This window comes from Sphingomonas sp. 35-24ZXX (genome assembly GCF_000786215.1).
Classification (GTDB): Bacteria; Pseudomonadota; Alphaproteobacteria; order Sphingomonadales; family Sphingomonadaceae; genus Blastomonas.
On record NZ_JROG01000003.1, the window covers coordinates 815,205 to 841,106 of the forward strand.

Annotated in this window: 23 protein-coding genes; 14 read left to right on the forward strand and 9 right to left on the reverse strand. The window is 65.1% G+C overall.

Annotation, left to right across the window (positions count from 1 at the left end; all coding sequences use genetic code 11):
- Nucleotides 1-275: 275 nt before the first annotated feature.
- From LI72_RS06505 to tpiA, 3 genes are all read right to left on the reverse strand, one after another.
- Nucleotides 276-1,913 carry a CTP synthase gene (locus LI72_RS06505; protein ID WP_033924948.1) on the reverse strand — a complete coding sequence of 546 codons (1,638 nt, stop codon included), beginning with the start codon at nt 1,911-1,913 and terminating at the stop codon, nt 276-278.
- A 101-nt stretch (nt 1,914-2,014) separates the two neighbouring features.
- On the reverse strand, nt 2,015-2,458 hold the full coding sequence (gene secG, locus LI72_RS06510; protein WP_033925385.1) for a preprotein translocase subunit SecG: 444 nt from the start codon (nt 2,456-2,458) through the stop codon (nt 2,015-2,017).
- 118 nt (nt 2,459-2,576) lie between these two features.
- Complete coding sequence (gene tpiA, locus LI72_RS06515) at nt 2,577-3,323, reverse strand: triose-phosphate isomerase (protein WP_033924949.1); 747 nt, start codon at nt 3,321-3,323, stop codon at nt 2,577-2,579.
- A gap of 189 nt (nt 3,324-3,512) precedes the next feature.
- Here tpiA and LI72_RS06520 point away from each other — a divergent pair, with 189 nt between their 5' ends.
- The 8 genes from LI72_RS06520 to lexA all read left to right on the forward strand — a co-directional run bounded on the left by LI72_RS06520 (nt 3,513) and on the right by lexA (nt 11,863).
- On the forward strand, nt 3,513-5,453 hold the full coding sequence (locus tag LI72_RS06520; protein WP_033924950.1) for a peptidylprolyl isomerase: 1,941 nt from the start codon (nt 3,513-3,515) through the stop codon (nt 5,451-5,453).
- Nucleotides 5,453-6,973: an anthranilate synthase component I gene (gene trpE / locus LI72_RS06525; protein ID WP_033924951.1), complete on the forward strand. Its 1,521-nt coding sequence runs from the start codon at nt 5,453-5,455 to the stop codon at nt 6,971-6,973. Before LI72_RS06520 ends, trpE begins: the two co-directional genes overlap by 1 nt.
- On the forward strand, nt 6,970-7,590 hold the full coding sequence (locus tag LI72_RS06530; RefSeq protein WP_033924952.1) for an anthranilate synthase component II: 621 nt from the start codon (nt 6,970-6,972) through the stop codon (nt 7,588-7,590). Before trpE ends, LI72_RS06530 begins: the two co-directional genes overlap by 4 nt.
- On the forward strand, nt 7,587-8,588 hold the full coding sequence (trpD, locus tag LI72_RS06535) for an anthranilate phosphoribosyltransferase (protein WP_033924953.1): 1,002 nt from the start codon (nt 7,587-7,589) through the stop codon (nt 8,586-8,588). Before LI72_RS06530 ends, trpD begins: the two co-directional genes overlap by 4 nt.
- Entirely contained in the window at nt 8,585-9,379 is a 795-nt protein-coding gene (gene trpC, locus LI72_RS06540; RefSeq protein ID WP_033924954.1) for an indole-3-glycerol phosphate synthase TrpC, read from the forward strand. The genes trpD and trpC overlap by 4 nt, the downstream gene beginning before the upstream one ends.
- Nucleotides 9,379-9,849 (forward strand): cyclic pyranopterin monophosphate synthase MoaC, encoded by a 471-nt coding sequence (gene moaC / locus LI72_RS06545; protein ID WP_033924955.1) that lies wholly within the window; start codon nt 9,379-9,381, stop codon nt 9,847-9,849. Before trpC ends, moaC begins: the two co-directional genes overlap by 1 nt.
- A complete protein-coding gene (locus LI72_RS06550; protein ID WP_033924956.1) occupies nt 9,849-11,051 on the forward strand; it encodes a molybdopterin molybdotransferase MoeA in 1,203 nt (400 codons plus the stop codon). The genes moaC and LI72_RS06550 overlap by 1 nt, the downstream gene beginning before the upstream one ends.
- An 89-nt stretch (nt 11,052-11,140) precedes the next feature.
- On the forward strand, nt 11,141-11,863 hold the full coding sequence (gene lexA, locus LI72_RS06555) for a transcriptional repressor LexA (protein WP_033924957.1): 723 nt from the start codon (nt 11,141-11,143) through the stop codon (nt 11,861-11,863).
- Nucleotides 11,864-11,888: 25 nt separating this feature from the next.
- Here lexA and LI72_RS06560 read toward each other — a convergent pair whose 3' ends face one another.
- The 6 genes from LI72_RS06560 to LI72_RS06585 all read right to left on the reverse strand — a co-directional run bounded on the left by LI72_RS06560 (nt 11,889) and on the right by LI72_RS06585 (nt 17,902).
- Nucleotides 11,889-13,088 carry an FAD-binding domain-containing protein gene (locus LI72_RS06560; protein ID WP_033924958.1) on the reverse strand — a complete coding sequence of 400 codons (1,200 nt, stop codon included), beginning with the start codon at nt 13,086-13,088 and terminating at the stop codon, nt 11,889-11,891.
- Nucleotides 13,085-13,453 carry a thiol-disulfide oxidoreductase DCC family protein gene (locus LI72_RS06565; RefSeq protein WP_033924959.1) on the reverse strand — a complete coding sequence of 123 codons (369 nt, stop codon included), beginning with the start codon at nt 13,451-13,453 and terminating at the stop codon, nt 13,085-13,087. Before LI72_RS06565 ends, LI72_RS06560 begins: the two co-directional genes overlap by 4 nt.
- A gap of 101 nt (nt 13,454-13,554) precedes the next feature.
- A complete protein-coding gene (locus tag LI72_RS06570; protein WP_033924960.1) occupies nt 13,555-15,552 on the reverse strand; it encodes a S41 family peptidase in 1,998 nt (665 codons plus the stop codon).
- Between the two features lie 70 nt (nt 15,553-15,622).
- The gene (locus LI72_RS06575) at nt 15,623-16,732 is read right to left on the reverse strand and encodes a helix-turn-helix domain-containing protein (RefSeq protein WP_052129557.1); all 1,110 of its coding nucleotides are present in this window, start codon (nt 16,730-16,732) and stop codon (nt 15,623-15,625) included.
- Nucleotides 16,733-16,802: 70 nt separating this feature from the next.
- A complete protein-coding gene (locus tag LI72_RS06580; RefSeq protein WP_033924961.1) occupies nt 16,803-17,582 on the reverse strand; it encodes an SDR family oxidoreductase in 780 nt (259 codons plus the stop codon).
- On the reverse strand, nt 17,579-17,902 hold the full coding sequence (locus LI72_RS06585; protein ID WP_033924962.1) for a nuclear transport factor 2 family protein: 324 nt from the start codon (nt 17,900-17,902) through the stop codon (nt 17,579-17,581). Before LI72_RS06585 ends, LI72_RS06580 begins: the two co-directional genes overlap by 4 nt.
- Before the next feature lie 99 nt (nt 17,903-18,001).
- Between LI72_RS06585 and LI72_RS06590 the strand changes: the two genes are divergently transcribed.
- From LI72_RS06590 to LI72_RS06615, 6 genes are all read left to right on the forward strand, one after another.
- Nucleotides 18,002-18,904 carry a LysR family transcriptional regulator gene (locus LI72_RS06590; RefSeq protein ID WP_033924963.1) on the forward strand — a complete coding sequence of 301 codons (903 nt, stop codon included), beginning with the start codon at nt 18,002-18,004 and terminating at the stop codon, nt 18,902-18,904.
- A gap of 340 nt (nt 18,905-19,244) precedes the next feature.
- Nucleotides 19,245-20,843, forward strand: a complete 1,599-nt coding sequence (locus tag LI72_RS06595) for a flavin monoamine oxidase family protein (RefSeq protein WP_231562381.1) — start codon at nt 19,245-19,247, stop codon at nt 20,841-20,843.
- 2 nt (nt 20,844-20,845) lie between these two features.
- Nucleotides 20,846-21,409, forward strand: coding sequence for a GNAT family N-acetyltransferase (locus LI72_RS06600; protein WP_052129558.1), 564 nt, complete (start codon nt 20,846-20,848; stop codon nt 21,407-21,409).
- Between the two features lie 142 nt (nt 21,410-21,551).
- A complete protein-coding gene (locus LI72_RS06605; RefSeq protein ID WP_052129559.1) occupies nt 21,552-24,164 on the forward strand; it encodes a TonB-dependent receptor plug domain-containing protein in 2,613 nt (870 codons plus the stop codon).
- Between the two features lie 79 nt (nt 24,165-24,243).
- Nucleotides 24,244-24,735 (forward strand): RidA family protein, encoded by a 492-nt coding sequence (locus LI72_RS06610; RefSeq protein ID WP_033924966.1) that lies wholly within the window; start codon nt 24,244-24,246, stop codon nt 24,733-24,735.
- 736 nt (nt 24,736-25,471) lie between these two features.
- The gene (locus LI72_RS06615) at nt 25,472-25,891 is read left to right on the forward strand and encodes a DUF2147 domain-containing protein (RefSeq protein WP_033925388.1); all 420 of its coding nucleotides are present in this window, start codon (nt 25,472-25,474) and stop codon (nt 25,889-25,891) included.
- Nucleotides 25,892-25,902: the final 11 nt, after the last annotated feature.

Genomic DNA, 25,902 nt, shown 5'->3' on the forward strand with positions numbered 1-25,902 from the left:
GGCCCCGCCTGAGCAATTTTGCTTCAGCCGCCCTGTACCCGCCGACAGGTCTGTATTTCCACGAATCGCTTTACGCCGCTGTGCGCCAGCGCACAACAATGTCACTTAGAGTAAATTTCGGGTAAGGCGGTGTGGTAAATTGGGGCGAAGCGCGAGAAAATCGTGGCAGAACGCTGGCTTGGCCCGCTTCGGTTAATCCCAGGCTGTCAAAACGCTTTCAGACATTAACCCCCTTAAAAAGGGGGTAACATAGGCTGGCCCGATCGGACCCGAGCTCAGACCAGCCGGCTCTGCGCGACGGCCGCTTCGATGAAGCTTGCGAACAGCGGATGCGGATCGAACGGCTTGCTCTTGAGCTCGGGATGATATTGCACCCCGACGAACCAGCTGTGATCGGGCCGCTCGACGATTTCGGGCAGCACGCCATCGGGGGACATTCCGGAGAAGACCAGACCGCCCTGTTCCAGGCGGTCGTGATAGGCGGTGTTGACCTCGTAGCGATGGCGATGCCGCTCGCTGATCGTATCGCTGCCATAGATGCCGCGCACCCGGCTGTTTCCGGACAGCTTGGCGGGGAACGCGCCCAGGCGCATCGTGCCACCCAGATCGCCCTCGGCGCTCCGCTTCTGCAGGCCGGATTCGCCCATCCATTCGGTGATCAGGCCGACGATGGGCTCTGCGGTTTCGCCGAATTCGGTGGTCGATGCCGCTGCAATGCCCGATGTGTTGCGGGCCGCCTCGATGCACGCCATCTGCATACCCAGGCAGATGCCGAAGAACGGCACGTTGCGTTCACGCGCGAAGCGCACGGAGAGAATCTTGCCTTCGCTGCCGCGCTCGCCGAAGCCGCCGGGAACCAGAATGCCGTGCATCGGCTCGAGCACCGCGGCAAGCTCGTCATCGGGCAGCTTCTCGAACAGCTCGGCATCGAGCCATTTGACATGCACCTTGACCCGGTTGGCGAGGCCACCATGCACCAGCGCCTCGTGCAGCGACTTGTAGGCATCCTGCAGGCCGACATATTTGCCGACGACGCCGATCGTCACTTCGCCCTCTGGGTGCTCGTGCCGCTCCATGATGTCGTGCCAGCGCGACAGGTTGGGCGCGGGCGCATCCTCGATCCCGAATGCGCGCAGCACTTCGCGGTCCAGGCCTTCGGCGTGATATTGGGTCGGCACGGCATAGATGCTCTTGGCATCGAGCGCCGGGATGACCGCTTCCTTGCGAACGTTGCAGAACTGCGCGATTTTCGCGCGGTCCGATTCGGGCAGAGGATGCTCGCAGCGGCACAGCAGAATGTCGGGCTGGATTCCAAGCGACGTCAACTCGCGCACGCTGTGCTGCGTCGGCTTGGTCTTCAGCTCGCCTGCGGCTGCAATATAGGGCACTAGGGTCACATGGACGAAGACGGTGTTCTCGCGGCCGATCTCGTTGCGCAGCTGGCGGATCGCCTCGATGAACGGCAGGCTTTCGATATCGCCGACGGTTCCGCCGATCTCGCACAATACGAAATCGAGGTCTTCGGTCTCGGCCTGTGCGAATTCCTTGATCGCGTCGGTGACGTGCGGGATGACCTGCACGGTCGCACCGAGATAATCGCCGCGCCGCTCGCGCTGGATGATCGTCTGGTAGATGCGGCCCGAGGTGACATTGTCCGACTGGCGCGCCGAGACGCCGGTAAAGCGTTCGTAATGGCCAAGGTCGAGATCAGTCTCCGCGCCATCATCGGTCACATAGACCTCGCCGTGCTGATAGGGCGACATCGTGCCCGGATCGACGTTGAGATACGGATCGAACTTGCGGATGCGCACGCGGAACCCGCGCGCCTGCAGCAGCGCGCCAAGGCTGGCGGCCATCAGGCCTTTGCCAAGGGAGGAAACCACGCCGCCGGTGATGAAAATATAACGCGCCATGGGACCAACTCGTTAGCCGTTCACGCGCAAGGCTGACAAGCGCGCGAATCCGCAGGGAAAACAAAAAACTGTGAACAGGCCGTACGACACGGCCGGCATGATCAGTTGGCGGCAGGAGCCTCGCCAGCTGGTGCGGCATCGCCTGCCGGAGCCGCAGGCGCCGGAGCTTGCGTTGCCGGCGCACCGGTCTGCGCGCCCGCTGCAGACAGCGGATCGCCCGATGCCGGCATGCCCGGAGTCGCGGGCGCAGGAGCGGTCAGCGGATCGGTGATCGGCGCCGCGGCACCGCGCTGGAGCGAGGTATCGATGTCGCCGGTCGAATGCATGTTCGCCGCCATCACCGCCAGCACGATGCTGAGCAGCACGAACAAGGTCGCCAGCACCGCCGTGGTCCGGGTGAGCAGGTCACCTGCGCCGCGGGCCGACATCAGGCCGTTGGGGCTGCCCCCCACGCCCAGCGCACCACCTTCGGAACGCTGCATCAGGATGACACCCACCAGAGCCGCCGCAATCAGCGTCTGCACGATGGTGATGAACAGGAAAATCGACGACATGTATGGTCAGACCCAGCAATAAGACTTCAAGTTGCCGCGCACATAGCGATTGCGCCCCGCCAGCGCAACCGGCGCGGTGGAACGCTGGACAGTGTGCGGCAGCGGTGGTTCAGCGCGGCGCAGCTTCGATGATCGGAACGAAGGTTTCCGCCTTCAGGCTGGCACCGCCGACCAGCGCCCCGCCGACATCGGCCAGCGCCAAGATTTCGGCGGCATTGCCGGCATTGACCGAGCCGCCATAGAGAATGCGCACGCCCTTGCCCGCCTCGCCCAGCTTTTCGACCAGGGTTGCGCGCAGCGCGGCATGCATCGCGGCGATATCGTCCGACACCGGAACCCGGCCCGTGCCGATCGCCCAGACCGGTTCATAAGCCACCGACAGCCAGTCGCCCGTCGCAGAGGCAGGCAGGGATGCCGCCAGCTGCGCCGTGACGATGGGAATGGCATTGCCGGAGTCGCGCTCGTCGAGAGTCTCGCCAACGCACAGGATCGCTCCCATGCCGGCGGCGTGCAGCGCCTCGGCCTTGGCGTTGACATCGGCGTCGGTCTCGCCCTGGTCGGCGCGGCGCTCGGAATGGCCGATGATCGAATAAGTCGCGCCTGCCTCGCGGATCATCGCAGCCGAAAGATTGCCGGTGTGCGCGCCAGATGCCTTGGCGTGGCAATCCTGCGCACCAATGTGCACCGGCCCGGAAGCACCGGCGAAAGCGGCGATCAGCGTGGCAGGCGGGCAGATGCCGACATCGACGCCTTCATTGCCCGCCGCTGCATCCGCGATCGCGCGCAGCACCGCGACATCGGCCGCGCTGCCGTTCATCTTCCAGTTGCCCACGATATACGATGTAAGCTGCGCCATGCCGGTTTGATCCCCTTGCTTTCTGGTTCTGTTGAGCGGGCGGCTAGCAAATCACAACTGGCTTGACCAGCCATGGCCGGACCCGCGCTTGGCAAGGGTTGAAGCGGGCGGCAAAGCCCCCTAAAGCCAGCCCGCGTTTTCACAAGGCACTGGCCGCTATCGGGCTGGGGCTGCATTGCGGACTTTTCGATGATCAGCTTTATTCGTTCCTTCTTCCAGTCCAAGATCGGCCTTGCCGTCAGCTTCATCTTCCTGGCGCTGATTGCCGTCGCCTTTGCCGCTTCCGACGTCACCGGCGGTGCGACCTTTGGCGGTGTGGGCAGCGAAGCCGTCGCTGAAATCAGCGGAGAAGAGATCGGCACCGGCGAGTTTTCGACCACGGTGACCAATGCCTTTGGTCAGGTCCGCCAGCAGAACCCGCAGCTCGACATGGCCGCATTCGATGCCCAGGGCGGTATCGACGGCATCCTCGAACAGATGGTCGGCAGCTATGCCGCCGCAGCCTTTGCCGACAGCATCGGCCTGGGTGCCAGCAAGCGGCTGGTCGACAGCGAGATCGCCGGAATCCAGGCGTTCAAGGGCGCGGATGGGCGGTTTGACGAGACGCTGTTCCGCAATGCGCTGGCGCAGCAGGGCCTGACCGAGGCCCGGGTTCGTATCGACATCCAGCGCGGGCTGCTCAGCGACCAGCTGACCATTCCCGCGACCTTCGGCGCCAAGCTTTCGCAGCAGATGGCACTGCCGTATGCCGGGCTGATCCTGGAAGGCCGCGAAGGCCAGATCGCCTTCGTTCCCTCCGCCGCGTTCGCGCCGAAGACCGCTCCGACCCAGGCGCAGCTGCAGACCTTCCTCACCCGGAACGCCGCGCGCTATCGCATCCCCGAGCGGCGCGTGCTGCGCTATGCGACCTTCCTGACCGATAGCTTCCGTGACCAGGTCAAGGTCAGCGATGCCGAAATTGCCGCGCTCTACAAGAAGCGCTCGGCCGAGTTCGCCGCGACCGAAAAGCGCGATGTCGAACAGCTGATCGTGCCTACCGAGGCCGCCGCCAAGGCCATCGCGGCCAAGATCAATGGTGGCGCCAGCATGGCCACTGCCGCCAAGGAAGCAGGGCTGGAGCCGATCGACCTCGGCCTGCAATCGAAGGAAGACCTGACCGAGACCGCGTCGTCCGCCGTCGCCAATGCGGTGTTCGCCGCCGCATCGGGCAAGGTCGCCACGCCCGCGCGCTCGCCGCTCGGCTGGCACGTCGTGCGTGTCGACAGCATCGCCGCGATTGCCGGACGCAGCCTCACGCAGGTCCGCAACCTGCTGGAAAACGAGATTGCACAGGACAAGCTGCGCCAGACCGTTTCTGATTTCACCGCGAACCTCGAAGACCGCATTGCCGATGGCGCGTCGCTTGCGGACATCGCCAAGGATGAAGGCTTGACGCTGCAGGTCAGCCCCGAGCTGCTGGCCAATGGCCAGGCGCCCGGCAAGCCCGATTTCGCTCCGATCGGCGCGTATCAGGCGATGCTGCCGATCGCCTTCGGGCTTGAGGAAGACGCAGGACCCCAGCTGGTCGAAGTGCAGCAGGGCAAGGAATTTGCCGTGTTCGAGGTGCAGGACATCAAGCGCGCCGCCCCGCCGCCGCTCGCCAGCATCCGCGATCGCGTCGCGCGCGACTGGGCGCTGGCGCAGGGCCTGTCCGCTGCCAAGACGCTCGCGGACAGCATCGCCAAGGCGCGCAACCCCGCAGCACTCGCCAAGGCGGTCAGCAGTGCATCGGTTCCGCTGCCCGGTATCGAGCAGATCGCCACCAACCGCCAGACGATCATGCAGCAGCAGGACCGCGTGCCGCCGCCGGTGGCGCTGCTGTTCAGCATGGCCGAAGGCACCACCAAGGTTCTCGAGGGGCCCGACCGGACCGGCTGGTTCGTTGTCCATCTGACCAAGATCAACCGCGGCGATGCCAGCAAGGTGCCGCAGCTGCTCGCGCTCACCCAGACCCAGCTGGGCCAGGTGGTGGCCGACGAATATGGCCAGCAGCTGATCGCGGCGATGAAGGCCGATGCCAAGGTGCAGCGCAATCCCAAGGCGATCAAGCGCGTCAAGGACCAGCTCACCGGCCGCAATCAGGAAAATTGATGTCCGGGGCGGCGAGCCACAATCGGGCCGAGGCCGCGCGTGCGCTGGCTAACGGTCAGTCGGCGCTGATCTGGCGGCGGCGCATTGCAGACACCGAAACCCCGGTGTCGGCGGCGCTCAAGCTGATCGAGCCCGAGCGCGGCGACTTCCTGCTCGAATCGGTCGAGGGCGGCGAAACGCGCGCACGGCACAGCTTTGTCGGCCTTGCGCCCGATCTCGTGTTCCGCGCCTCGGGCGATGCGGCGGAGATCAATACCCGCTGGACCAGCGACCGCGCCGCCTTCGCGCCCTGCGCGGCAGGTTCGCTCGATGCTCTGCGCGCGCTCGCCGAGCGGTGCCGGATGGAGGTCCCGTCCGAACTACCGCGGGCGCTGGCGTTTCTGGTCGGCTATTTCGGTTACGAAACCATCGGGCTGGTCGAGAAACTGCCGCGCGCGCCGCAATCCGAACTGGCCTTGCCCGACATGCTGTTCGTGCGCCCCACGGTGCTGCTGATCTTCGACCGGCTGAAGGACGAACTGTTCCTGATCGCGCCGATCTGGGCCGGCGATATCGATGCCGACAAGGCGATCGCCGCCGCCGAAGAACGGCTGGATGCCGCCGAGCGTGCGCTGCAGGCACCGCTTCCTGCACCCGTGCGCGATGCCTCGCTCGATCCCGAAACCCTGATCCCTCAGCCGACGCTGCCGCCCGGCCGCTATGGCGAGATGGTGCTCAAGGCCAAGGACTATATCGAGGCGGGCGACGTCTTTCAGGTCGTGCTCGCGCAAAGGTTCACCGCGCCGTTCACGCTGCCGCCGATCGAGCTTTATCGCGCGCTGCGCCGGGTAAACCCCTCGCCCTTCCTCTATTTCCTCGACCTTCCCGGCCTCGCGCTGATCGGGTCGAGCCCGGAGATCCTGGTGCGGGTGCGCGATGGCGAGGTCACAATCCGCCCGATCGCCGGCACCCGCCCGCGCGGCAAGACCCCGGCGGAAGATCTCGAGAACCGCACCAGCCTGCTCGCCGACCCCAAGGAACTGGCCGAACACCAGATGCTGCTCGATCTGGGCCGCAACGATGTCGGCCGCGTCGCCAAGGCAGGCACGGTGCGCGTCACCGACAGCTTCACCGTCGAACAGTACAGCCATGTGATGCACATCGTCAGCAATGTCGTGGGCGAGCTGGTCGACAACCGCGATGCTATCGACGCGCTGTTTGCGGGCTTCCCGGCGGGCACCGTCAGCGGCGCGCCCAAGGTGCGCGCGTGCGAAGTGATCGCCTCGCTCGAGCCCGAAACGCGCGGCGCCTATGCTGGCGGCGTCGGCTATTTCGCGCCCGATGGCTCGGTCGACAGCTGCATCGTGCTACGCACCGCGATCGTCCGCGATGGCACGATGCACGTCCAGGCCGGTGCCGGCATTGTCGCCGACAGCGTGCCCGAATATGAACAGCGCGAATGCGAAGCCAAGGCAGGCGCTCTCTTCGCCGCCGCCCGCGAGGCCGTTCGCCTCGCCATTGAAACGGGGTACGGGCAGTGATCCTCGTCATCGATAACTACGACAGCTTTACCTACAACCTGGTCCATTACCTGATGGAGCTGGGCGCGGATGTGCGCGTGGAACGCAACGATGCGCTCACTGCGCGCGAGGCGCTGGCGACCAATGCGCAGGCGTTTCTGATCTCGCCGGGGCCGTGCACGCCCAATGAGGCGGGGATTTCGCTCGATCTGGTCGCAGCCTGCGCCGATGCCGGAAAGCCCTTGCTGGGCGTGTGCCTGGGGCACCAGTCGATCGGCCAGTATTTTGGCGGCGAGGTCATTCGCGGCGGGCTGATGCACGGCAAGACATCGCCGGTGGAGCATGACGATACCGGACTTTTTGCAGGCCTCCCCTCGCCCTTCCTCGCGACGCGCTACCACTCTCTGGTGGTGCCCGAGGCGAGCCTGCCGCGCGAGATGATCGTCAACGCCCGCGTCGCGGTGAGCGACGGCAGCACGCCGCATGTCATGGGCTTCCGCCACGAAAGCCTGCCGATCCACGGCGTGCAGTTTCATCCTGAAAGCATCGCGACCGAACACGGCCACCGGATGCTCGCCAATTTCCTGAAAATCGCCGGGCTTGAGGTGAAGCCGATGCGCGCGGACCTGCTAGCATGACCCGGCTGCCCGACACCACGCATCCGCTGAGCCGCGATGCCGCCGCAGACGCCTTTGCCGCCATTCTCGACGGCACGGTCAGCGACGAGGCGATCGCAGACTTCCTGGTCGCCCTGTCCGACCGCGGCGAGACCGCGATCGAGATCGCGGCGGCGGCGCAAGGCTTGCGCGACCGGTTGATCCCGATCGCCGCGCCCGAGGGCGCCATCGATGTCTGCGGCACCGGTGGCGACGGGCACCACAGCCTCAACGTCTCCACCGCCGTTTCGCTGGTCGTCGCGGCCTGCGACGTGCCGGTCGCCAAGCATGGCAACCGCGCTGCCTCCTCCAAGGCGGGTGCGGCCGATACGCTCGAAGCGCTCGGGCTCGACATGACCGCGGCTGGAGCGTCTGCGGAAAAGTCGCTCGCCGAGATCGGCATCTGCTTCCTGTTCGCGGTCAATCACCATCCCGCGATGCGCCGCATCCAGCCGATCCGCCAGAAGATCGGCAAGCGCACGATCTTCAACCTGATGGGGCCGCTCGCCAATCCGGCGCGGGTCAAGCGCCAGCTGATCGGCATCGCGCGCCCGGGCTATGTCCATGTCTATGCCGAGGCGCTCGAGATGCTGGGCACCGAGCATTCGCTGATCGTTTCGGGTGACGAGGGGCTCGACGAGCTGTCGCTGGCAGGCGGCAACGAGGTTGCCGATATCGGCGCGGACGGCGTGATCATGAAGCGCTGGTCGGCGAAGGACGCCGGCCTGCCGCACCATCCGATCGAGGCGATCCGTGGCGGCGATGCGGCATATAACGCAGCCGCGCTTCGCCGCCTGCTGCAGGGCGAGACCGGGCCGTACCGCGATGCGGTGCTACTCAATGCCGCCGCTGCGCTGCTGATCGCGGGCGAGGTCGAAAGCCTTGCCGAGGGGGCGGAAGAAGCCGCCGAAGCGCTCGACAAGGGGCTGGCCAATGCGCTGCTCAATTGCTGGATAGAGTTTACGAAGGCCGCCGCATGAACAAGCTGGAAGAAATCTGCTCGGTCAAGATAATCGAGGTCGAACGCCGCAAAGGCCTTGCCTCGCTCGCCGAGATGGAACGGCGTGCGGCATTGGCCAGCGCACCGCGCGGTTTTGCCCGGGCATTGGCGGAAAAGTCGCAAACCGGGTTCGGCCTGATCGCCGAGATCAAGCGCGCCAGCCCCTCCAAGGGCCTCATCCGCGCCGATTTCGATCCGCCCGCGCACGCCGCCGCCTATCAGGCGGGCGGTGGGGCCTGCCTTTCGGTGCTCACCGACGTGCCCTATTTCCAGGGGCATGACGATTTCCTCGTCGCCGCGCGCGCCGCTTGCGACCTGCCCTGCCTTCGCAAGGACTTCATGGTCGATGTCTGGCAGGTGGCCGAAAGCCGCGCGCTGGGCGCCGATGCGGTGCTGATCATCGTCGCCGCACTGGACGATGCGACGATGGCCGATATCGAGACCGCCGCGCTGGACCTCGGCATGGATGTGCTGATCGAAGTGCATGACGAAAGCGAGCTGGAGCGCGCGCTCAAGCTGCGCTCGCCGCTGATCGGCGTCAACAACCGCGATCTGCGCAGCTTCGAGACCGATATCGCCACCACCGAACGCCTGGTGACGCTGATCCCCGAGGGCTATATCGCGGTCTCGGAAAGCGGCATCTACACGCACGACGACTGCCAGCAGCTGAGCCAGCACGGCGTGCGCAGCTTCCTGGTCGGGGAATCGCTGATGCGGCAGGACGATATCACGCAGGCTACGCGCCAGCTGCTCACCGGGTCAGCAACCTGATGAGCGACCTCACCCATCTCGACGCTTCGGGCGCGGCGCATATGGTGGATGTTTCCGCCAAGCCCGACACGATGCGCGAGGCTGTGGCCGAGGGGATGATCAGCATGGCGCCCGAGGTGATCGCCGCGATCCGCGCTGGCGACATCAAGAAAGGCGATGTGCTGGGCACCGCCCGCATCGCGGGCATCATGGCCGCCAAGCAGACCAGCAATCTCATTCCCTTGTGCCACCCGCTGCCGATCAGCAGCGTTTCGGTCGATTTCGACTATGCCGACACCGGCGTGCGCGTTGAAACGCGCGTGCGCACATCGGGCAAGACCGGAGTGGAGATGGAAGCGCTCACCGCCGCCAGCGTCGCGCTGCTGACGATCTACGACATGGCCAAGGCGATGGACAAGGGCATGGTCATCGGTCCTGTCCGGCTGCTCGCGAAGAGCGGCGGCAAATCGGGCGACTGGACAGCGACCTGATGGCCGGCGGGCTGATCTCGCTCGACGACGCCCGCACGCGCCTGCTGGCGCTGGCCACCGCCCGACCCGCGATCACGCTGCCGCTGCACATGACGACCGGGCTGGTGCTGGCCGAGGCGCTGTCGTCACGGCGCGACCAGCCCGCAGCCGATCTCTCCGCGATGGATGGCTATGCGGTGCGCAGCGCCGACCTTCCCGGCCCATGGCAGGTGATCGGCGAGAGCGCGGCGGGACGGCCGTTTGCCGGATCCATCGGCCCCGGCGAGGCCGCACGCATCTCCACCGGCGCGATGATCCCCGATGGCGCGGACTGCGTGGTGGTGCAGGAAGATGTCGTGCGCGATGGCGAACGTCTGACGCTCACCGGCGATGGTCCGGCCACGCCCGGCGCGCATATTCGCCGCGCAGGGCACGATTTCGCCGCAGGATCGTTGATCGCCGACGCAGGCTCACCGATCGATGCGCGGCTGATCGCGCTGGCGGCAATGGCGGGGCACGGCGGGCTATCGGTGCATCCCCGCCCACGGATCGCGATCATCAGCACCGGCGATGAACTCGTCCCGCCGGGCGAAGCACTGCCCTCGCCCGCGCATATCCCGGCGAGCAATGGCGTCATGCTGGCATCGATGCTGTCGGCGCTACCGGTGGACCTGACCATCCCGCCGCTGCTGCCCGATGACCGCGCCACCATCGCCGCCGCGCTGAAAGAACACAGCATCGCGGACATCATCGTCACCACCGGCGGCGCATCGGTGGGCGATCACGACCTTATCCAGCCCGCGCTCGCCGACAGCGGTGGCACGGTCGATTTCTGGCGGATTGCGATGCGCCCCGGCAAACCCGTGATGGTCGGCACCTTGGGCAAGGCGATCGTGCTGGGGCTGCCGGGCAATCCCGTCTCGGCCTATGTCACCGCGCTGCTGCTGCTGCTCCCCCTGGTACGCACAATGCTGGGATATCAGCATGTTCTTCCCGATATCACCCAAGGCGTCGCAGGCATGCCCTTCCCCGCCAATGGCCCGCGGCAGGACTTTGTCCGCGCACAGATCGCCGATGGCGCGCTGCACCGTATCGGCAACCAGGACAGCGGCGCGCTGGCCGCGCTGCATGCAGCCGATGCTCTGGTCGTGCGCCCCGCCCATGCCCCCGAAGCCGCACCGGGTGATCCGATCGACTATATCGCGCTAGATCGACCGGCTTGACACAAGGTCTTGACCTGACCGGCTTTGTTTCGTAATTGTTCCGTATTCGTTCGACCGCCGACCCATCGGCGCAGAAAGGAACATTCCGCATGCTGACCCGCAAACAACATGATCTGATCCGCTTCATCCAGGACCGTCTGGAGGAAAACGGCATTTCACCCTCGTTCGAGGAAATGAAGGAGGCGCTCGACCTCAAGTCGAAGTCGGGCGTGCACCGGCTGGTCAGTGCGCTCGAGGAACGCGGCTTCATCCGCCGTCTGCCCAACCGTGCGCGGGCGCTCGAAATCCTGAAATTGCCTGAGGCCAGCGTCAAGCCGCGCGCCAAGGAACTCGCCGCTGCCTCTGCCGCCAAGGCGAGCGCCGCGAAGAGCAACATCGTCAGCATGGATGCGGTGCGCAAGGTTCAGGTGCCCGAAGCGGCGAACAGCAACGTGCTCGAAATTCCGCTGCATGGCCGCATCGCCGCCGGCGCCCCAATCGAGGCGTTCGAGGGCACCGAAATCCTCCCCGTCCCCGCCGCCCTGCTGGGCAGCGGAGAGCATTATGCGCTTGAAGTATCGGGAGACTCGATGGTCGAGGCGGGCATTCTCGATGGCGATTTCGCGCTGATCAAGCGCACCGAATCTGCGCGCGATGGCGAGATCGTGGTGGCATTGGTGCGCGGCGAGGAAGCCACGCTCAAGTACCTGCGCCGCGAGAACGGCCGCATCCGCCTCGATCCGGCAAACGCCGCCTATGCCCCGCAATATTATGCGCCGCACGAGGTTCAGGTGCAGGGCAAGCTCGCCGGATTGCTGCGCCGCTATCACTGATGCCGGAACGCGGATCTGGCTTCGGTCAGGTCCGCGTCAGGCCCATGTCCTCAAGCAGCCGCGCCATGTGCTGCTTGAACGGGAAAAACCCCTTGCGCGCATGCGGCCAGAAGGCCGCATCCCATGGGCGCTGAATGCTGGTCAGGCTCAGGCCTTCGTCCTGCAGGCTTGGAGCAATCCGCGCCAGCGCATCCGCCACCGGACCGACGGGCGCATAAGGTGTGACGATCTGCCGCACACCGGCGGCATGCGCTGCATCGACCAAAGTGGCTGCGTCCAGCCGATCGGCCAGCGATACCGGTACCGACTTCAGATCGCCCGACCGAACCACCGCATCCTGCGCCGCAGCGCCAACGAAGCCCCGCGCCTTGTCACCCCACAGCAGATCGGGGGCCGAGGCGACGAGCACCGATCGGATTTCGGCATCGCGCCATAGCGCTCCGTCGGGATTCATGTCCTCGCTCGTCACCAGCAGCAGCACCGGCTCGCCCGGCGGGATCGGTGCGATTTCGGGCAGGGCGGCAGCGGTAGGCAGCGGCGGTTCCGTCAGCGGCTCGGCATGCACGGCCAGCCCCTTGGGCGCGAAGCGGCCATTGGTGTAGCGCGCGATGTTCTCGGTCGTCGCCAGATAGGTCTTGCCGGCGGTCTGCAGGCCCGCAACCCAGCGCCATGACAGGGTATTGCTCGCGGCGTCGGCGTCGATCAGGTGGCGCAGGAAGAAATCCGCACCCAGCGCCCAGGGCAGCTTGAGCGTGAAGATCCAGATCGAGGCGAACCACATCCGCGCATGGTTGTGCAGATAGCCGGTCTCGACCAGCTCGCGGGCCCAGTCATCGAAGCCTTCGATCCCGGTCCGGCCCTCTTCGGCCTCGGCCAGTCCCTTGGGATAGGTCCAGGCATCGCGCTGGCGGTCGCGTTCGGCGAGGAACCGCGACCACACGCCGGGGCGCATCTCCAGCCAGCCCTTCCAATAGGTGCGCCACAGCACCTCCTGCACATATTTTTCCGCCGCTGCCAGCGAATGCCGTTCGAGCACCGCCGCTGCGACCTCGGCTTCGCTGACCATGCGATAGCGCAGCCACGGCGAGAGCTGCGACACTGCAGTGGCCTCCCTCGGGCCTGGATCGGTATTGCGGCCCCGCTCATAGTGCGCGCCGGCCTGCGGGACGAAGCGTGCGAGCCGCTCCAGCCCGGCGGCGCGGGTGGGGACGAACAGCGCGCTCATCGGCTTGCCTTCCCTGCCAGCGCCTGCAAGTGCGGGCGGACCTTGAGGAAGCGCAGATACAGCGCCTCCAGCGCGCGCAGCACCAGCCGGTTGCGTGCCAGCAGGCCCAGCGGACGCAGCATGGGAATCGCGCGCCACATCGCGGCAAAGGCTGCGGCACCCGAGAGCATCACGCCATCCTCGCGCGCATGGAACCGCGCCAGCAGTTCGCCGCGATCGATCGGGCAGACGCTCTCGGGCGACGCGACATCGACAAAGCGGATCGCACTGCGCCGGTCGAGCCTGCGCATCAGGCCGATTTCGCGCAGGCATAACGGGCAGGCTCCATCGAACCACACCACCACCTGCTCACTCTGTCGCGCCATTGCCCTGCTGCCCCCGTGTATCATCGCCGGGATATAGGATGCGCCAATGTGATTACCACCGGTGAGCGTGCAGCGTGCCAGCCCCGGGCCCGATCCAACCGCTATCGGCGCAGCTCATAGCTCTGCCGCATCAGGAACGGCTCGCCCGCGACGCGGGTCATCTTGGTCAGCCGCAACCGGTCGCCTTGCCGGGTGAGGATCTTGCGGGCCAACACGGGCCTGCCGTTCTCGCTGCTTTGTCCGTCGAGCACGATGGTCACCGACATGCCGTCCTCCGCGCCGCGCGCTTCGACCACCCGCCAGGTTTCGGGTGGGCTGCCCGCTTTGGTGTTGCGGATCGTCAGCACCTGACCCGATGCATCGAACGACCAGCGTTCGGACGAGCGCACCGTCTTGCCGGGGCCGTCGTCGAACGTCCAGTCGAGCGTTCGGCCGTCGCTGCGCAGCAAGGTGGGCAGCGTCGCCCGGCTGTCCTTGCGGAAATCGCGATAGTCGAGCGTTCCGGTCCAGTCGCCGGCCAGAGCACCACCTGCGAGCGCCGCCACATTGGCGACCGTGGGCAAGGCACCGCGTGCGACGTCGATCGCGCGGTCACGGCCATCCTCGAAATCCGCCAGCGTCGGAACCACCAGCTGGTCGGCGCTGACCCCCAGGCCAGGATCGAAGCGGCTGATCGCGGTGCGGTTCCACGCTTCGGGAATGCGCACCTTGAGACCGCTGGCGGGCAGCTTCAGCAGGAAGATGCGCCCCGCCGTCGGGCCTTCGGCGCTGCCGCCGCTGTCTTCGCCGACGACCTCGGCGCCCGCCTTTTCCTTCAGCTGCGCGATCGCCATCGTGGTTGCCGAGCCGATGCGCGGGCCGCTGAGGATCGTCAGCCGCCCGCCGAACCGCATCTGCCCGATGGGCTGCTGCTGCAGCTGCGTATCCTTGTCGGTGACGCTGGTGCCCGCCATCATCGGCTTGCGGTCGTACCAGCCATCGCCACTCTGCTCGAACGCGTCCATCGGCGCGTTGTAAAGCCTGGCAGGATCGCCCCAGGTCTCGAAATAGCGCGGCAGGTCGCCATAGCGCACCGCCTTGTAGCGCAGCGGCTTGGTCCAGACGAATGGCGCGCCGATCAGATAGCGCCCCAGCGCTACCGGCACATCTTCGGACCCCCCGCCATTGTTGCGCAGGTCCAAAATCAGATGCTCGGTCCCCGCCTCGCGCATAGCCTCGAAGAAGCCGCCGAGGAACGCACTTGCCTGCACCGGATTGCGATAGTTGACGAAGGTGTCGATCTGCAGCCGCGCCAGCTTGCCGTTCATCCGCCAGCTGTTGCTGTTGTAGAAGTCGCCGCGAAATTTCGCGCCCGGTGGCACCAGCGCGGTCCAGGCCGCAAACGCGATGGGATCAAGGGTCGCCGTCTGCCGCTCCAGCGCGCCCACCGGCTTCCATTCGATCGACCAGGACCCCGGAAAGCCAAACAGCGAGGGATAAAATTCGTTGAAGTCGTCGCCCGCCAGATCACTGTCGTCGCCGAGCTTGGCGGCGATCGCATGATCGGTGATGCCATCATAGGACACCAGCGCCGACAGCTTGAGCAGCAGCTGCGGCACCGGCATGCCGTTGATCGCGACAATCTCGCTGCCCCTGGGCGGCGCGCCCGGCTGCCCGTCGTTCGACTGCACGATCATCCGCCCCTCGATCAGCCGGAAGCGCAGCGGCAGGTGCGTGGCATGGGTCCGGCGGAAGGCCGCCAGCGTGTCCGACACTTCCGCCTTGCTGTGGTCGCAATGGATCGTCGCCAGCATCCGAGCGATCTCGGCATGCAGCGCCAGCTCGGTGATCGGCTGCGATGCTGCGGCGTCCAGCCGTGCGAACGCAGCATCGATCTGCGCCTTGGGCGTATAGCGATACAGCCCCGGGTGCACCGTCTCCAGCGCGCGGCGCAGCAGCGCAACGTCCCTGCTGGCATCCTCGGCGCTGATCAGCCTCGGCGCATAGAGCGAGCTGGCACTACTGGCCGCCGGGGCCGAGCTGGGGGCGGAAGGGGCCGCCAGCACGGGTGCGGCACAACAGAGCAGCGAGGTGGTGGCGGCAAGAATCAGGCTTCGCATCGGGGATCACTCCAGCAGGGGATAACCCCTTCCCTCTGCCCGGCACCGACCGGGCCTGCGCCTCAAATGCTCAGCCGCTCACGCTTTTTTGTGATTTGAGACGCCAGGCGCTGGGGCTCATCCCCGCCAGATCGCGAAAGGCGCGGTTGAAGCTGGCCTTGGAGTTGAACCCGGCCTCGAACGCCAGGGTCAGCAGATCGCGGCCCTCGGCACTGCTCGCCAGCAACCGCTGGACCTCCTCGACCCGGTAGCGGTTGACGACGGCGTTGAAATTCTCGCCCGATGCCGCGCCAAGGCCGCGCGACAGATAGCTGGTGTTGGTGCCCAGAATGCGGGCGAGCGCAGCCAGGGTCAGATCGGGATCACGCCAGAGCTGCTCTGCCTTCATGCGCGCGAGCCAGAGCGCACCTTGCGCGGTCCAGTCCTTGCCCGGCGGCGCGAGTTCGGGGGAGGCAGGCGGCGCAGGCAGCGGAAACCGGGTTGCGGCATAGCGCCATCCGGCGATGCCGAGGTACAGCACCAGCGCCGAGAACACGAGATAGAGCCCGAACTGATCGGCATAATCGCGCGCAGGATCCATCGCCTTGGCCAGCATGAACCCGGCCCAGATGATCGCCACGCCCAGCAAGGCGACGAGGAAATTGCGGATCCATCCCGGGCCGAAATCGGTGCCGTCGGTGCGGTTGTCGTCCAGCCACCGGCGATAGGTCCGGTAGCGGCGCCACGATGCCAGGCCATAGCCGGCCAGGCTGGCCAAAGTTGCAGCTTCAAGCAGCGGATCGATCACCGGCGCATGCACCAGGCTGTCCCAGCGGTTCTTCATTTCCAGCGGAAACGGAAACACGAGGGCATAAGCTGCAAACTGCACCGCGACGGGCGCGAAATGAGGCCACACCCGGCTCGGAGCGCGGCCGGTGAGGCTGGCGGTGTACAGATACACCAAAGGCCCGAACGCCAGGGTGTAAGACAATGGCGCAAAGCTCAGCCACGGCCACCGGCCATAGAACCCGGCATAGCCGATGATGAACGGCGTGATCAGCGCCACCACCGCCAGAATCAGCAGCGCTAGCCAGCGGTTGGCGACGCGATTGACCCGCGAGCGCGCGAGCAGCCAGGCCAGCACCAGCCCCTGCAGGGTGCATATCAGCAATGTGATGCTCATCAGCTCGAAACGGATCATTGCCTGTCCTATGCCGCAGCGCGCGGCGATAGGAAATACTGCGTTCAAGCACCCGCCTGCTGCCGATCCCTCACACCGTCGGCACGGTGCCTCCGTCGATGAGATGCTCGGTGCCGGTGATCGCGGCAGCCCGATCGGACACCAGAAAGGCGATCAGATTGGCGACATCGCCGGTCGTTGCCGGACGCCCCAGAGGGATGCCGCCCAGCGACTGCATGATCAGGGCGCGGCCACCGGCGAGATCGGTTCCCGCCTGCGCAGCCAGTCTCTGGGCCAGTTCCACCGACGCTTCGGTCTCGATCCAGCCCGGCGACACGCGCACCACCCTGACCCCGCGCGGTGCGACCTCTTTCGACAGGCTCTTGCTGTAGGTCGAGAGCGCCGCCTTGGCGGCAGCATAAGCGGTGGTCGCTTCGGGCAAGGGCAACAACCGCTGGATCGAGGAGACATGCACCACCACGCCGCTGCCGCGCTCCACCATCGCAGGAACCAGGGCGCGATCCAGCCGCACGGCCGGCAACAGGTTGAGCGCCAGTTCGCGCTCCCAGTCCGTGTCGTTCAGCGCGGCAAAGCCACCCCCTGTCGATGAGGATCCCCCCAGCATCTGAACGAGGATGTCGACCCCGCCCAGCCGGGTGCGCGCCGCATCGGCAAGCGCCGCGCAACCCTCTGCCGTCGTCAGATCGGCGGCGACGAAATGCGCGTCCGCATCGCCCTCGGCCGGATGCCGCGCAACGGTGAGCACGGTGGCGCCCAGTTCGCGCAGCAACGCGACGGTGGCCCGGCCTGCCCCCTTCGTTCCCGATGTCACCACCGCGCGCTGGCCGGTCAGCGAGACAAAGCCGGTCATGCCGTGATCTCCAATGCCGCAATCCCCTCGCCCCCCAGTGCGAAGCGATAGGTCAGCGTCGCCGGGCTGCCTGGAAAGTTGCCGGTCACCAGCGCGCGCACCTGGACCAAGCCGTCGATCTCGCGTTGCTCGAACGGCACGGCCTTGAAATCATAGGTGCGCCTGGCATCGCGCCACCAGGCCTCGATCTCGTTCAGGCCGCGATAGCTGTTGCCCTCGTCCCGGACCACGGCATCGGCAGCAAAGGCCGCTCCAAGACCGGCTGCGTCTTGGTCGGGGTCCACATCGAAGTAGCGCTGGATAGGCTCGGGCAGTTGCATCGTCGGTCTCCTGAAGAGGGGCTTGCCTCTGATCTAGCGCAGCGGCACTATCCCGATAAGAAGGCAATATCGGGATAAACTCATGAAGGTTTCAGGATAATGGTCCATCTGGCGCTTCGGGATTTCGATGCGGTGCTGGCCGTCGCGCGGCGCGGGTCGTTCCGCAAGGCTGCGATCGACCTTGGCCTGTCGACGACGGCGCTCAGCCACCTGATCGGCCGGATCGAGAGCGAGCTTGGCGTCCGGCTGTTCAACCGGACCACGCGCAGTGTCGCGCTGACCGATGCCGGCCGCGTCTTCGTCGAGCGCCTCGGCCCTTCGTTGCAGGACATGCGCGAGGCGCTGGCTATCGTGCGGTCGCAGGCCGAGACACCCAGCGGAACGCTGCGCATCAACGCGCCGCCGCTGGCCGCGCGATCGAGGCTGACCAGCCTGATCATTGCCTATACCCAGCGCTACCCTGACATCCATGTCGATCTGGTGACCGACGGCCGGATGGTGGACATCGTTGCCGAAGGGTTCGATCTGGGGGTCCGGGTTGCCAGCCTTGTCCCCAGTGACATGATCGCGCTGCCGCTGGAGGAACATCAGCGCTTTGCGGTTGTCGCGTCCCCAGCGTATCTGGCGACGCGCTCGCTGCCGCAGGTTCCCGGCGATCTTCTCCGGCATCGGTGCATCCGCGTGCGGCTGCCCGATGGAGCGCTGTACCGATGGCATTTCGAGCGGGGACCGGATTCGGTGCAGGTCGACGTCGATGGGCCCCTGACGCTCGACGAAAGCGCAGTGGCGCGCGCAGCGGTGCTCGCCGGAACCGGGATCGGCTTCTTCTTCGAACAGGACGTGATCGACGCTATCGCCAGCGGGCTGCTGGTGCGTCTGCTGGAAGACTGGACCCCGCCTTTTCCCGGGCTGTCGCTATATTATCCCAACCGGCGCCATCCGTCTGCTGCGCTGGCGGGGTTTTTTGCGCTGGCGCGCGAGACGGCGCAGACGCGCCAGTGACCGAAAACGGTGCCAAGCGCTTGATAATGCTGCAGTGCACCCAGAAAATTTCGCGAGCGCAATATTTCCCTTGCGAGCTTTCAAAAACAATGTTGTTATTCAAAATCAGCTGAGATTCGCGAGTTTGTTGTTATCTGGGGCGCGTTGGCGTGGCTTTTTGCCACCATCCGCGTGTCCCGGAATAAGCGTTTATTTTGCACTGCAACATAAATCAGCCACTGCGCTATCCTGCTGAGAACGCGACCCGAACGAGGGCGCTCGGCGCGGTGTGCGCAGCCAAGGCTGCTGTCCGGGAATGGATGACTAAAGGCCTGCATCGATTGAATGGGGGCATTACCAGGTGATAACACGCAGACATATGCTGCACCGCATTGGTGCGGCAGGGGGCATTGCAGCCGTCGCAGGCGCAATGCAGTCGATGGGGTGGTTCGGTGTCGCAAATGCCGCCCCGCTGGCACAGATGCCGGGTGATTTGGGCAACAGGCGCTCGGTGGTGGTTCTGGGCGCAGGCTTTGCCGGACTGGTTGCCGCCTATGAGCTGGAACAGCGGGGCTTTTCCGTTACGGTGCTGGAGGCGCGCGGCCGTGTCGGCGGCAAGGCCTGGACGGTGCGCGACGGCGACACCATCGAGATGGTCGGCGAGGAACCGCAGACCGCGCGGTTTTCCGAAGGCCTGTATTTCAACGCGGGCCCGGCCCGCCTGCCCAGTTTCCACCAGGGCGTGCTGGGCTATGCCAAGCGCTTTGGCGTGCCGCTGGAGGTGGAGGTCAACTCCAGCCGCTCGGCCTATCTGGTCAGCCAGAGCGGCAGCAAGCTGCGGATGCGCACCGCGATCAACGACATGCGCGGGCACATCTCCGAACTGCTCGCCAAGGCGGTCAACCAGGGCGCGCTCGACCAGGCATTGAGCGTCGATGAAAAGGCCAAGCTGCTGCCTTTCCTCAAATTCTACGGCGATCTGGAAGGCGAGTACACGTTCAAGGGCACCACGCGGTCGGGCTTCGGCACCGGCCCGGGTGCGGGCGTGTCCAGCTTCGAAAGCGCAGCCGCGCCCGTCCCGCTCGCCGATCTGCTGGCCAACGACCAGCTGCAGATGATGGGCTTCGAGGACAATCTCTACATGCAGGCCACGATGTTCCAGCCGGTCGGCGGCATGGACCAGATTTCGGTGGGCATCGAGCGCAACCTGAAAAAGCGCGCCATTCTCAACGCCGATGTCCAGCGCATCCGGCAAAGCCCGGAATCGGTCGAGATTGCCTATGTCGACACCCGCACCGGCAAGGCGCAGACGCTGAAGGCCGATTATTGCATCTGCACCATCCCCTTCCCGGTGCTGGCCGGGATCGACGCCAATTTTGCAAAGCCGGTGGCCAGCGCGATCGCAGGCGTGGTGTACGAGGATTCGAACAAGGTCGCGTTCGACGCCCCCCGGTTCTGGGAGGAGGATCAGATCTATGGCGGCCTCACCTTCGTCGGCGGCGAGACCAGCCTGATCTGGTACCCGTCCTGGGGGCTGCACAGCGAACGCGGAATGATCCTGGGCTGCTACAGCTCGGGCGAGCCGGGCAAGAAATTCGCCAGGCGCCCGATCGCCGAGCAGATCGCGATCGCACGCGCCGCGATTGACAAGGTCCACCCCGGCCATGGCGCAGACTGCAGCGCGCCGCTGGTGGTGAACTGGAAGAAGGTGCCCTACAGCCTGGGGCCCTGGCCCAACTGGAACCCGGGGCAGCGGCAGCGCGAGCATGCCGCTACCGACACGCCTGCCTATCGCCTGCTCAACCAGCCCGATGGCCGCATCTTCTTTTCCAGCGCGGCGCTCAGCCAGACGCCGGGCTGGCAGGAAGGCGCGCTGCAATCCGCGCATGCCGGGGTCAGCGCGCTGGTCCAGCAGATGGCCGACAGGAGCGTGACCGAGCCTCGCCGTGCGGTGGCCTGATCGTGCGGATCCGGGCGGCAACCCCCGCTGACATTCCGGTGCTGGAGCAGCTGATCGCAGCCTCGGCGCGCCAGCTCAGCATTGGCCATTATGGCGAGGCCGAGACCGAGGCGGCGATTGCCCATGTGTTCGGGGTGGACAGCGAGCTCGTCGAGGATGGCACCTATCTGATCGTCGAGAGCGACGGCAGACTGGCCGGATGCGGCGGTTGGAGCCGGCGCGCGACGCTGTTCGGATCGGACCGCTTCGCGGCGCGCGCATCAGGCTATGTCGATCCCGCAGTCGCCCCGGCCAAGATCCGCGCGTTCTTCGTTGCACCCGAATTTGCGCGGCGTGGTGTCGGCACGGTGCTGCTCCAGGCCTGCGAGGATGCAGCCGTCGCCGCCGGGTTCACATCGGCCGAGCTGATGGCGACGCTGCCGGGCGTCCCGTTCTACGAGGCGCGCGGCTATGTCGCCGGCAGCGCCATCACCCAGATTTATGACGGCGTCGGCGTCAGATTTGTTCCGATGCACAAACTCATTCACCAGCAGGAGGATACGCGGGCGTACACCGATAACGGATAAGCATCACACCACATCGTCGCAGGAAGGAACCGAGACTATTCCGACAGCAGATCGGAATGTTGGGGGGCGATGACTGGAAAGCTCAACCTTAAGATAAAGGGAGCTTGAAGACATGATTTTCGGGGGTATTTCGCGGACGGCCATGGCCGTGTCCATTCTGGCGGCGTCGCAGACCGCCTGGGCAGCATCTGCAACCGCAGATGCCGCAGATCAGCCCATGGCAGAGGCCATGGTGCAGGACGACGAGGATCAGGATCGTGCCGACATCGTGGTGACCGGCACCCGCCGCACCGATCGCACGGTGATCGAATCCTCGGTGCCGGTCGACGTGTTCACCGCGGACGATCTGGCCACCCAGGCCAGCCCGAGCCTGCAGACCATTCTCAAGAACCTGGTCCCCTCGTTCAACCAGCAACGCAACGCTGGGGCCGACGGTACGGCGTTCGTTCGCCCGCCCACCCTGCGCGGCCTGCCACCGGATCAGATTCTGGTGCTCATCAACGGCAAGCGCATGCACCGCAGCGCACTGGTCCAGGTCGCCGGAGATTCGCTTTCCGCCGGATCGCAGGGGGTTGATCTGTCGCAGATTCCCTCGGTCGCGCTCGGTCGGCTGGAGGTGCTCCGCGACGGGGCAGCAGCGCAATATGGTTCGGATGCCATCGCCGGCGTCATCAACCTGGGGCTACGCGAAAACGACAGCGGATATGAGCTGAATGCCCGCTATGGCCAGACCTATCGCGGCGATGGCAAGGACATCCAGGTCTCCGGCAACGCCGGCTTCAAGCTGGGCGACGGGTTTTTCAACATCAGCGGCGAGTTCGTCGATCAGGGTCTGTTCGACCGGGCGCTCGACCGACCGGATTCGGCTGCGCTGCGGGCGCGAGGCATTCAGGTTCCCACGCCTCCGACACGTTATGGGCAGCCGAAAAGCACGACCTATCGGCTGGTGATCAACTCGGCGATCCCGCTTGATGACACGACCGAAATCTATCTGTTCGGCAATTATGGCTATGCCGATCAGGAGGTCGACTTCAACTACAGACGGCCCATCGCCGTGACCGTGGCGGGTGTCACCCCGTTTCCCGGTGTCGCACCGGTGGCAACGCAAACCTTCCCGGTCTCGGGTGCGGGCGGAGGCATCAACTATCTGACCCGGATTCCTGGCCTGCTATCTCCCACCGGCTTGCCGGTCTTCAGCTCCACCGGTGCGACATTCTCGTTCGCAAGCATCTTCCCCAACGGCTACACCCCGATCTTCAAAAGCCGCAACGAGGATTTCTCGGGGGTCATCGGCTATCGCGGCGAAACCGGTTTTGGTGTTCTGTTCGATCTGAGCGCGTCCATCGGGCGCAACACGATCAAGTATGACATGACCGACACCTACAACCCGTCGCTCGGGCCGCAATCGCCGACCGAGTTCTTCCTGGGAACGCTGGAGCAGCGCGAGGCCAACTTCAATTTTGATGCAAGCTATCCATGGGAGGTTGGCTTTGCCTCACCGCTGAACATCGCGATGGGCCTGGAATTCCGCCGGGAAACCTATGAAGTCGGCCTCGGCGATCCGGAATCCTATGCGCAAGGCCCGTTTGCCCTGCAAATCGTGCAGCGCCCGGACGGCACCCAGTTCCGCAATCTGGCAGGTATCGGGGCAGACGGGTTTCCCGGTTTTGGTCCGGCGTCTGCTACACAGCGAACCCGCACCAACTATTCGGCCTATCTCGATGTCGAGGCCGATATCGTCAAAAGCTTTTCGCTGGGGCTGGCGGCCCGCTATGACCATTTCAGCGATTTTGGCGGTACGTTCAACCTCAAGGCCAACGCGCGCTGGGCGCTGGCGGACTTCATTGCGGTGCGTGGGGCCACCAGCACCGGTTTCCGGGCGCCGACACCGGGCCAGGCCTCGACCGCGAATGTGCAGACAGGCTTTCCCAACAACAGCACCGTGCCGATAGCAACGGCAACAGTCACGGCAGACAGCACCACCGGCCTGTTCTTCGGATCACGACCGCTCACGCCGGAAAAGTCGGTCAGCATCTCGGGCGGTGTGGTGATCACGCCGGGTGGCGGGTTCAACCTCACGATCGACTACTACAATATCGAGGTAAGAGACCGCATTGCCATCACGTCATCCTTTGCGGTGACGCCCGCGCAGCAGACGGCGCTGTTCGCCCTGGGCGTCGCCAACGCCTTCGATCTGGGCCAGGTCAACTATTTCACCAATGGCTTCAAGACACGAACCGAGGGCGTCGACGCGGTGGCATCGTACCAGGCCACCACTGGCATCGGATCGTTCAACACATCGCTGGCGGTCAACTACAACAAGACCGAAGTGACCGAACGCACCATTCCGGCGGCGATCAACATCCAGCGCGCCGCCAATATTGAGGGGCTGTCGCCCAAGTGGCGTGCCGTCCTGTCGACAAGCTGGTCGCTGGGCATGTTCGATGCCACCGCCCGGGCCAACTATTTCGGCAGCATCACCTCGTTCAACAGCAATGCCGTGGAGGTCGGCAGCATTACCCGGCAGACCTTCCGTCCGGACTACAGCTTCGATCTGGAGGTCGGCATCACCTTTGCCGAGCGGTATCGTCTTGCAGCAGGGGCGGAAAACCTGTTCAATCGCTATCCTGAACGGGAGGTCCGAAATATCTACGCGGCCACCGGGGCCCAGGCCAGTGGTCGCATCTACAACGATGCGTCCCCGCTCAGCTATATGGGGGGTTTCTGGTACCTGCGCGCCAGCGCACAATTCTGATCCATCGTCACGGATGCGGTGACATCGGCCGAACCGGCAGGGTCACCGCATCCTTGCGCTTCCATGAAAGGACATACTCTTGATCCGCTTTCTTCTCGCATCCCTCGCCGCAACTGGCCTTTGCACGGCGGCAGCGCAAGCCGAACCGATCGTGCGCCACACCAACCCGCCGCCGGCGATCATCCTGGGCGGTGTCACCATCCCGCCCGGCGCCGAAGTGCTGATGCTCAGCGGACAGCTCGCCAGCCCGATCGACCCTGCCAAAACCGAAGGCATCGAGGCCTATGGCGATACCAAGACGCAGACGATCAGCACGTTCAAGAAGATCGAGGCGGCGCTCGCCAAGCAGGGCTATGCGATGTCCGATGTCGTCAAGCTGACGGTGTTCGTGGTCGGGGATCCCAAGCTGGGCGGCAAGATGGATTTCGCCGGGTTCAATGCCGGCTATCGCGAATTCTTCGGCACCGCGGCCAATCCCAATCTGGTCGCGCGCTCGACCGTGCAGGTCGCAGGGCTGGCAGGCCCGCAATTCCTGATCGAGATCGAAGCCACTGCCGCCAAGGCACCCTAACCCGCGCAATCCGGGCAAGCTGCCACCCGCCCGTCTGTCGCGCCACCCGGCACGACGGCGGGCGTCCTGATGCGTGCACGCCTATGGCGTCTGCGCATTGGGCTTGCTGATGAAAATGGTCGGGGAGACAGGATCCCCGACAGCATGATCAGCTTTTGACTACAAGCATCTGATAGCAAAGAAAAACCTGTATTTGCAGGTGTATGGCTTGCCGACTGATAGATTTTTCCACGCCAAACTGATAGACGGACTGATAGATGATCGCCCGCAGGAGGGGTCTGCGCGAAGCCAGGAAATCGATCATTTCAGCCCAACATGTCGCCAATCCGTTGACCGGTGTTGAGGTCGACCTGCACCGTTAGCGAGTCGCCATTCTCTACAGCTGGAACCTCGAATGCAGCGCGTTTGACACATTGATTGGCGCATCAATTGCGACGGCCTAGGTCACGGCAGCTGCCGACCAAGCCCCGCCTTTCCGGTAAGCTTGACCAATGTCTGCATCAGCCAATAGCGACCCATCGGCCAGTGATTGTCGAATGCTCCGCAACATTGTCCCGTCACTCAGTATTTGAGATCAAGGCACATGGCTCTCATTCCCGCGAAACCTCGAGACTTGACGAACCTGATTATTTTATGGCCATTACAGTCGCACTCCCTCCCGCAAGGCGAGCAGGCAGGCTAAATCTGTCGTCCACCTTTGTCGGGACGGATGATGGAAGATTGGGAGGTTTGGTGGATGATCAGAGTAATTTTGGTGCTGTTGGCCCTTGGGTTATCTTCGGGCTCTCCCGCAGTTGCTGCTGAAGCCATTACCGGTAAGTGGGTAACTCCGGAAAGGGATGCGATGATTGCGATCCGCAAGTGCGGCAAGGCGTTCTGCGGCACTCTGGAACGTTTCCTCATCGCGCCTCCAGGTGGCAAGGACCAGCGCGATGTGAACAATGCCGACCCCGCCAAGCGGAACCGCCGGCTGATAGGCACGACAATCCTATCGGACCTCAAGGCAGACGCAGATATTTGGCGCGGGCAAATCTATGATCCCAAGACCGGGCGTACCTATACGTCAGAGGTTAGGCGCAAGTCCGGAGGACTGCTTGAAGTGAAGGGGTGTCTCGGTCCGTTCTGCCAGACCCAGGTGTGGAAGCCGGCTGCCTGATCGATCCGGAG